At 44.8% G+C, this 9,869-nt stretch carries 7 protein-coding genes; 2 read left to right on the forward strand and 5 right to left on the reverse strand.

Annotated elements, in window-relative coordinates:
- The coding region (locus BIZ37_RS27705) for a PfkB family carbohydrate kinase (protein ID WP_187464280.1) at positions 1-818 on the reverse strand (818 nt) is incomplete at its 3' end.
- Positions 819-957: 139 nt separating this feature from the next.
- On the reverse strand, positions 958-2,808 hold the full coding sequence (locus tag BIZ37_RS27710; RefSeq protein WP_187464281.1) for a beta-ketoacyl synthase: 1,851 nt from the start codon (positions 2,806-2,808) through the stop codon (positions 958-960).
- 155 nt (positions 2,809-2,963) lie between these two features.
- Between BIZ37_RS27710 and BIZ37_RS27715 the strand changes: the two genes are divergently transcribed.
- Positions 2,964-3,941: a GlxA family transcriptional regulator gene (locus BIZ37_RS27715; RefSeq protein WP_187464282.1), complete on the forward strand. Its 978-nt coding sequence runs from the start codon at positions 2,964-2,966 to the stop codon at positions 3,939-3,941.
- 100 nt (positions 3,942-4,041) lie between these two features.
- Complete coding sequence (locus tag BIZ37_RS27720) at positions 4,042-4,554, forward strand: hypothetical protein (protein ID WP_187464283.1); 513 nt, start codon at positions 4,042-4,044, stop codon at positions 4,552-4,554.
- 222 nt (positions 4,555-4,776) lie between these two features.
- On the opposite strand, the gene BIZ37_RS27725 is transcribed toward BIZ37_RS27720, so the two are convergent.
- The 3 genes from BIZ37_RS27725 to BIZ37_RS27735 all read right to left on the reverse strand — a co-directional run.
- Entirely contained in the window at positions 4,777-5,061 is a 285-nt protein-coding gene (locus tag BIZ37_RS27725; RefSeq protein WP_107296642.1) for a hypothetical protein, read from the reverse strand.
- Positions 5,062-5,227: 166 nt separating this feature from the next.
- On the reverse strand, positions 5,228-8,527 hold the full coding sequence (pulA, locus tag BIZ37_RS27730; protein ID WP_187464284.1) for a pullulanase-type alpha-1,6-glucosidase: 3,300 nt from the start codon (positions 8,525-8,527) through the stop codon (positions 5,228-5,230).
- Positions 8,528-8,796: 269 nt separating this feature from the next.
- Positions 8,797-9,869: autotransporter outer membrane beta-barrel domain-containing protein (locus BIZ37_RS27735; protein ID WP_187464285.1), on the reverse strand; the 1,073-nt coding region annotated here is incomplete at its 5' end.

The raw sequence follows: 9,869 nt of genomic DNA on the forward strand, positions 1-9,869 counted from the left end.
GCCATAGACTCAGTAATCGTTAGTTTGTCCAGTAGGCCATGGATAACCCCTGCGGCATAGGCATCTCCTGCCCCTGTTGTATCAACTACATCGACTGTATGCGCTGCAACATAGTCTTGGCCACATTCCGAATAGACAGTCGCGCCATGCTCCCCGTCAGTCACTATAAAATGCCGGAGTGAGTCGCCGGCTATCGAGCTTGCATATTGAAAAGGGGCAAGATCTTTAATTTCCATATCATTATTCAAAGATGATATGTGGGCATCTAAATCAGAGCGTGAAGTGATCAGTACATGGCAAGGACGGGCATCATGATTTTTGGGTAATTGAGCAACAACCAAAGTCTGATCAAGTTTAGAAGTTGCTTGCTGTCTGTTGCCCTCAATGGCTTTACTTGCCCACTCTACAACTCCATCGGCACTGGAATTGATGTAGATTGCATCCCAGTTAGAAAAATCAGGTGCAGGGCCCAACGAAAAAGCCGGCCGCTCAGGACGGATAATCGTGCGTTCACCGTCTGGGGTCATTAATAACATCAGCTCAGGAGTAACTATATCGTTACGCTGTAACAGGGAGCAATTAAGACCTTTCAAACTCGCTTCAGCGAGCAGCCAATCAGCTGTTTCATCACGCCCGACCTGACTGACCAATGAAACATTATGACCTGAATACACAAGTGCTAAACCGGTATTTGCTCCACCGCCACCTAAACGTCGGCCCAAATCTTGATAATGGTGCCTGCCACCAGCCTGAAGCGATTCTTTGAGTTGCAACACCCGATCACAGTTCAAGTTTGCAACCAACATAACGTTAGCCAACGTTCATGACTCCTTTGTTGTAGTAATAATTTTGCTTTTATCTGTCCAAGCTACCACAAAAAAACCGCAGTGTATGAACTGCGGTTTTTATTCGTTAACTGCCCCACTTTATTCGTTAACTTTCAAATAAGGTGGTAAGTTAGCTGTACTCAGCGTAAGGGTTAACCGTCGCTAGTGGAATAGACTCAGAAAATTCAGAGAGCTTAATCGACTCCGTTGTCATCTCAACAGACGTTTCATCCATAACGCTTTCGCCGAAGTGATAGCGGATGTTTTCATCACCATCACATGCTGCCTTATCATTAGCTGCTGCCTGTAGGGATACCGCCTCATTCTTATTGCAGTAAGCCGAGATTTTCTCGTCGCTGTATTTCTTCGCCAACATTGCCATTGTTTGATGAGGCGAAAGAACAAGGCTGGAAGCATTATTACCGCCGAACCCTTTGGCATTGAGGATCACAGCTTTGTAGTCCTCACCATGCTCGCCTGCAAAATGGTGATCAGTCAGTATGTTCAAATTCGACTGGTGTACATCTTCAGCGATATGGTCGATCGTTTTGATCCCCGGGATCCAACCATATTGCCACACACCCAATGATGCAATTAACTGATCGCCAGGTGCAGAACTCATTGAATGTCCTACATAAGACTTAATCGCGGTCACCGGCCAATTATCAATACTAAATGTCTTTGCCACCTCATTGAGGATATGGCTCTCGGTGACTCGGTTTTGCGGTGTACCCGTACCGTGTGCCTGCACATAGGTCTGCTTAACGCCCTCAGGACCGAGGATAGCCTTTGCCAATGCTGCTGCTTTTGCGACAGTGACATAATTACCTACACCAGGTGCCGAAATTGACTTTTTGTTGGCATCAGCATTGATAAACACATCCGCTACCGAGCCATAAATACTCGCGCCAAGCTCCAACGCCAGTTCATCATCCATTAGCACTACAAACTGGGCGGATTCTGCCATGGTGAAACCCGCATTCGATGAAAACGGTCGGCAAGCACGTCGGTTATCTACCGTGTCACTGTTATCCAACGCCTTGAGCTGGGTGTCTTCAGCCAATGCACCCATCACACGGAAACCTTCCATGATCTCGGCAACCACTGGCGCTTCGGCATTACCGACAATCGCGACTCGCGATTTACCTTGCTGAATATCCAGCATACCTTGGCGCAAGTTATACAAGAAAGTGGCGCAAGCCCCCATGCTGGTACCAGTGGTACCAATACTGTTGATCACATAACCATTGATGAAATCTGCTGGCATTTCTGCAAGGGACAATGCCATCATTTTTGAACTGACACGGCCACCCGTCAAAGGTGCAGCTAGCATGCCTGACAATGAATTATCATCAACCTGCGCCAACGCACTCCCAGCATAAACAGAAACCTGATCTGGTTTGATATGCTTGAGCACCTCATCCCAGTCCATACCTAGTGAATTAAGGGCATCTGACGCGCCATACACTGTCAAAGTCAGGCCTCGGGGATGAAAACGAGAGTTATAAAGCTTTGCTGGGTCAAAGCCACTAGGGATATTACCGCCACTAGTAACAGGGAAAGCGACGCGATCTTCAAGCAAGGCATTCAATTCACCGGTTACCGTGATCGTTACTTTGCTGCCCTGCTCTTCTACCTGCCAGTTTTCAGGAATACGCGTTGGCATTTTCGATTTGCGCAAAGTGAAAGAAATCGTTTCCTGACCACCGTTTAAAGCGGCTTTATATTGATAACGCAAACTATCAGGATCAAATGATTCAATACGTCTGACCAGCGTACCTGCTTTAATCGCTTCGATAACTTCAGGATCTGATGCTGAACCTTCAGAAAGCCCCATACGGTGTGCAAGGTCCTGCCAAGTCGACGCCATATCTTGGTCGGTAAGCACATCTGAAACCATGCGCTTATAGCTATGAAAACCCGAACTACGACCTGCGGCATTGATACCACCGAAACCTACAATTAGCGGTAATTTTGACATCCTGAACCTGCTCTCAAAATTGAAGAGCACATAGATTACCAATTTACACTGTTCATTCATCAGGCATTTGTGCCAATTTATCTGACATAAATGCCAAATAGTATTAAGATTAGCCAATCCATTGTTGTTGATTTGTCTATAGGCCACTGATATACATGAAAATTGGATTTCTCCTCTATGAACGCGCATTAATTACTGGCATCTCCCTCGCCGCTGAGATGTTAAGTTCCGCAGCCAGTTTAAGGTCACGATCCCAACAGCGTAACCAGCCATTTTCAATAAAGCTCATAGCACCTAGCCTGGAGCCAACCAAAGTGACAGCAGGGCTTAAACTCCAACCAGATATTACCTACGATGATCTGCAAACCTTCGATATTTTAATTCTGCCTCCGATGTGGGGAAATCCACAGCAGTCAATCCACCGCTCACCGGAGATCATTCCCTGGCTGAAGGCTCAATACCAAAAAGGCGCTAAACTCGTGGCGACTGGTACGGGTGTGGCTTGGTTAGCTGAAACAGGCCTTCTTAACGGACAGGTGGCGACAACGCACTGGTACTTCTTTGATACCTTTGTAAACCGTTATCCCAAGGTAATTTTGAACCGTCAGGCATCAATAACGGCTGCAGATGGGATTTACTGTACAACAAGTATCAACTCACAGTCAGAAATGATCCTCTACCTGATTACAGAGTATTTCGGTCAAAAGACAGCGCAAACCATAGAAACGCACTTTGGTCATGAAATTTCTAAGTCCACACAACAGCCGTTTTATCAAATTGGTGGACAACTTCAGTTCGACGAGTCAATAGCTCTGGCGCAGGATTGGATGAAACGTAACCTTACTAGTCCAATTACCGCACAGTGCATCGCGGATCATTGTAGTGTACCGCTGCGAACATTTAACCGTAAGTTCAAAGATCAAGTGGGAGAAACACCTCACCAGCACCTGCAACGATTAAGAATGGATGCCGCGCAGCAACTATTGCGTGATTTTGGCATGTCGGTGCAAGACGTTGCTGAGCAAGTTGGTTATAAAGATGCACACCACTTCTCCACCCGGTTCCAACAGCACTTTAATGTAACCCCTAGCCAATACCGAAGAATGGTCAAGACCAAGATATACAACCCTTGATTGCAGATTGAAAAGATTTTTATGTTTGTAGCTAATTTAAGACAGGGCTCAAAGAGTATGAATCACTATGCTTTGAAAAGACGTTTTCAAGGGCAGTTGTATGAAGCATCTTACTTTCTCTTTTTTACTTTTTTCAATTCTGGCTAGCACTGGCGTTAGTGCCAAAATCCAGCCGACTAGTGGAACACTTAATAACGAAGGCATGTGCCGCCTTGATATGTACCATCTCACCAAAAGCCAGCAAAATACCTTCATTCCGGATTTGCAGATAGCCGTTATCACCAACAACACAATGCGTCATCGCTATGTCGACTTAAAAACAGATATTGAACACCCGACGGGCTTTGAGAATATCCACTACTACCGTTCTGGCAGCCCAGTTGAAGTCTTTACCACCAACTGGCGCAACAATGGCAACAAGCATACAGTCGGTAGGTTTGTCATGTTGGGAGGAACCAGTGACAAGCAAGCTTTCGATGTCTTTGCAGCCTTGATTAAAGAAGACAATGGTCACTTCGAGTTACGCGGTAACGAAAAGAAATACCGATTCAATGCTAGTGAAAAGGACGTAACCGACTTCCTCGCTTGCGTTAAAAGTAACTATCGGCCCTAAGTTGCTATTGACCTTGGAAAGCAGCGGCCTTCAAAAGCAACGACCTTTGAAAGAAGCGGCTTAGAAAGAACGACTTTAGTCAGCTTCATACATATAGAAAGAGACGTCTTTGATATAACTGAAGAATAACGCCCATAAAAAAACGCCAGCCTTTAAGCTGGCGTTTCTTCGAGAAACTCTGGATTAAGGCTACATATCTGTCTTCGAGCCTTTCTCATTATTTCAAGCCATTGACTGCTTCGAGCCGTGCGGTGCTGAGTGAGTAATGTCCTCATATTCACCATCGATGGTCGAGCCGTTTTGTTCCTGGCCATAGCTCTGGGTGTAGCTTTGCTGGGTATATCCCTGTTGTTTCAATGCCTCTTCATAAGCTGCATTGATTTTCTTTCTGATAAACGGTCTAGCAATCAGTGCACCCAATCCGATGAATAGCCCCATGACAGCCGCAAATGTCACAGTAAAGAAACCCAGTACTAGAGCAAAAATGCTGGTAAGTGTATTTTTCATCGCTAACCTTCTTTTCTATCGTACTTTCATGCTTTGCAGTGTAAAGCAGCGAAAATGAACCAATGATGAACAATATGTTTATCTTTATGCCTGAATCATTCTCCACAGAAATAGAATGAAAAAAGCCCTCTAAAAAGAGGGCTTTAGATTAATGTTTACGTGCTAATTATTTTGCGGCTACTGGGATGCCTGCCCCTCGAATACCGTTTTCACGTACAATTTCAAACACTGCAGGCGTCCAAGCTGGTACTGTCGCAATATCGCCACCCGTCGCACCCGAGGTTAAATCCGAAGTATGGAATGGGCTTAGCGTTAGCTCTTTGACCAAATTGATCTCTTGCTCAGTGTTAGACGCATTAATCACGATCACAAGGCCATCAACCCTACTATCAAGATCAGCACCTGAAGCAGTACCGTTATCAATAGACATAACAATCAAGCCTGGCGTTTGTGAGATGCCTGTATTGTGGAAATCAACACGATTCTTAACTTCTTCACCGGTGCCCAATGAAATCAATGGGTATGACTTACGAAGTGATGCCAACTCTTTGAAGTATTCAACCATGTCGGCCATATCTTCACGGCTAGGCTTGGCATTATCTCCAGCAGATGTAATAACTTCTTGAATTAAATCATAGTTATCGCCATCTTTATCTTTGCGAGGTAAACCTTTATCCCAGTTGTTATCATTGAGGGTAAAGTCGACCAAGTTATACCAGTCACCAGAATCATAAGAGTCACGCTGCATTGATTTAGAGCGTAGCAATTCAGACCCCATGTGGGTAAATGGCATGCCCTGTCCCAACATTGCCGTCGCTAGCGAAACAGCCTGCATACGTACACGGTCTTCTGTTGTCACAGCGTAACCAATCTTGTATTGGTTATTGTCCCACAGGGTTTGGTTATCGTGCTTAGACACATAATTCTGAATTTCTGTTGGGTCAACGGCATAGCCAGCAGGTGCACCGTTGTAATCCAACTCCTCACCAGTGATAATCGCCCCTGTCGAATCAATCATCTTGTAGTCTTTCAGGTTACCAGCCATACCGAGACGCGTAAGGTCTGCATAATGTAGTGCTGTTTCTTTCGTCACATCACTAATCTCATTTGGCAGAACATAGGCACCGTTACCAAACCCTTGGGTTTTACGGATGCCCTCTTTGCTATCAAACGGGCTGCCACCACGAACGGCATCACGCAAGCGGTCTGAGAAACTACCAATCCCTGTTCCACCGAGGTTCGGCTGGGTTGCCTGTACAAACAATGCATCATTTTCTACTTCACCGAAGTTCCAACCTTCACCATAGAAGTAAGTGTTAGGATCGACCTTCTGGACTTCGAGCAAAGAACGCTGCATTTGATCCAATGGGTGATGCCCCATCAAATCGAAACGGAATGAATCTATCTTGTAATCGCGAGACCAAACCACCAGCGAATCACTGATCATCTTTTCAAACATCGCTCGCTCTGGCGCGGTATTTGAACAACACGTTGAATTTTCAACGTTACCAGTTACCGGATTCAAACGTTGGTAATACCAAGGTACAAGCTTATCAAGTACTGAAGTACGTTCTTCAGGCCCTGCAGAGTTTGTATGGTTATAGACCACATCCATTACCACATTCATACCAATGTCATTCTTGATAGACATAACGGCTTCACGTAACTCAAGAATACGCTGTGGGCCATCCGGGTTAGTCGAGTAGGAACCTTCCGGAACAGTGTAATGGAATGGGTCGTAACCCCAGTTAAAGCTATCGACATCAGATACGAAACGGTTAAGTTCCTGCACCACCGGATTGTCAGGCGAGTCATCCAGTTTAACCTCTGCCAATACTTCAGCTATGGTCATACCGCTTGTACAGTAACCGCTGAACTTTGACGTATTAACGTCACTATTTACTTCGCATAGTTTGGCAAAAGAATCATCGATGTTCGCAACCAGATCTGGATCTTCATTGATCGTGGCGATGTCGAAAATAGGCAGTAGATGCAAGTGAGTAACACCGCTATCACTTAAAGATTTCAGGTGTTCAACAGGTACCGAATCTTGCTGGGTAAAGGCAACGAACTTTCCACGAGCACCTTCAGACGTTGATTCATCCTGAGCTGAAAAATCACGTACGTGTGACTCATAAATCACAAACTGCGAAGGGTTGGATTGATCAATCGGACGTTGAAGATCATCCCAGCCAGCAGGTTTTAGCGCAGGATCATTAAGATCAATTACCTGGCTAAATTCCGAGTTCATAGACAAACTCAGTGAGTATGGGTCAGTCACCTGATAGCTTTCAACTTCACCCGAAACCGGATGGAAGACATCTACCAAATAACGGAAGTAAGTACCATTTGGCGCTTTATCTGTTTCAAGGGACCATACACCAGATGTTTCATTGTAATCCATCTGTAGGCGGCCTAACTCCTCTTTATTATTATCAAAGAGGACGGTAACAACATTTTGTGCTGAAGGTGCCCAAACATTAAATGTTGTTGAATTGCCATCTAGAACAGCACCTAACTCAACATTGGCCGCTGCCGTGGCAAATAACTGATCAAAAGCCCCTGCTGGCTGAATTTTTGTTCCATTTAGCACTAGGCCATTTTCATCAACTGCAATTGCTGCTAATTCTGCTTTGATCACTGGGCGCATATCAATAGCACCGTCAATTGAATATGCCGCTTTATCTTTTAGATGAGGGAACTTAGCTTTAATATCTGCACTTAACACTGATGGTTCCAAAACTATGTATTCAGCATCGTACTGATTATCACTGTTTGGACCAAAACCGCCCTCAAGTTGAACATAGAGTCGAACCTCGTCAGCAGACTCTGCACCATCCCAAATTAAGGTATGCCCTTCAACCAGGTGCGCCTCTGCATTGGCAACGCCAAATAGCAATACATAAGCATCACCACGGTCGTCATAAGCGACATTGCTACCGGCAACATACGACGCCGTCCTATCTTTGATCTCATTGAAGTCTAATTTTGCGTCGCTACCAGACAGGTTGCTCAGGTTTTCATCACGGATGATGAAGTTAATACAATCGGTACTTCCACTCTTTAGTGGCAACTTCCAATAAGGACCGAACTCATCTTCACCAACAGGGGCAATAGATTTATCATCCCAACCGCTATTCACTTGCCCTGCTCGGTCACAAGTCTCATTGTTCCATACATGTAGGCTGTAACCAGCGTAATTGGCTAAAGCTTTAGCATCACTATTTCTCGCAACCATATAGATGACGGCTTCATCGTCACCGGCTTGAATAGGCTCTTCAACCGAGCCGCTTTGAGGCAAATAAGCAGTTGGCCCATCTGTTTCAGGCAATTCAATATCAATGGCCGGTGGATTAGTCGTATCAAACTTACCATCTGTTGACGATGAACTGTTGCAGCCAACAAAAACAAATGCAGAACACAATGGAATCACGGCCTTGGCAACCGTTGATAATTTAAAGTTCACGAGATTATTTCCTTTATACTCATAATTTTACGGGGGGAAGTATAAAATTTGAGTTTTAATTATGGCGTGAACAATACTAAATCTCAGTATCTGCATACTGTGATCAAAAGCACCAAAATGTAGTTTATTAACAACAGTTCATAGTATCTTGGCTAGAGGTCACTATTTGTATAGCCTGCAAAATATGCGGGGAGTCACATCTCACTGATATAAATAAAGAAAGCCCGGCATGAGCCGGGCCGATAATCCATTAAGTACAACCTGCTCTTCTAATCCAAAGCCATACTCAATCCAACAGAAATGGTATATGCCGACAAGTCATCGTGCCAAACCAACTGACTGGCTTCGGCGTATCCATACCAGTCCTTGCTCAACGCGCCAGAAATCCCCAAGTGAACGCGTCCATAAACATCATCATTGGATTCAACAACAATCGGTAGGATACTGCCTGAGTAGTTAGATTTAAGTTGGGATATTATCCGCTCTTTCCCACTGGCAATATCGTAATGAAGATAGCCTTTCGCGTAGGGTTGAAACACGCCAAAAGGTGTGCGGAAAGGATGTGAAATACTCATCCCAGTAATCAACATAGTTGATTCTAGCGCGTCAACATCTTCAATCTTTGTGAAGAGATAGCTTGAACTATTAAGCGCTGACCTTTCCTCGTAGCGATCGGTATCAGATAAGGTGTATTGCAAACTACTTTCAAAGGCCAGATGCAGGTAGTTGTAGTCAAAGATATAACCTGTACCCAGCGAAAACACCCAGATGTCCGAGTCTGCCTCATTGGCGTTGTTTATCACAGGGTCAGTGTACAAGGTTACCTGTCGCTCTATGTCTGTATCCATCACAGCATAACTGGCATTGAAATCCACAAACCACGAATCTTGGAAGTAAGTAAAATACCCTGATGCTATGAGCCCATCAATTTCGGTATCGCTACCCTCAGCCAAGGGTTTGTAGAAAGGCAATCCAAGGGTCAGACCAAAGAGATATTGGTTTTGGAACAAGTAATCCCCACCCAAGGTCAACGAGTAGCCGCTGTGTTCTTGTTCAGAAGATTTATTCAACGAGGCATTATCACCAAGTATGGTGTTGTCCACACGAATATAGCCCGCAACCTGAGAATGGTGTCCTTCTCCAAACACGCCGGAGTCAGATAAAGCCTGTTCAGGCAAACCAGGCGGAGCATAACCTGATAATGGGTCATTACTATATAAAGGAACATAAGTTGATGACTTTCTGTTGCTCAAGACTGAATGCCTAACACCCGGTGACGATGAATAATTGTTTAAAGATCGATATTTCTTATCAATTTTATCACCACGAACATGACTTGCTA

Source organism: Photobacterium sp. BZF1, assembly GCF_014349205.1.
Classification (GTDB): domain Bacteria; phylum Pseudomonadota; class Gammaproteobacteria; order Enterobacterales; family Vibrionaceae; genus Photobacterium.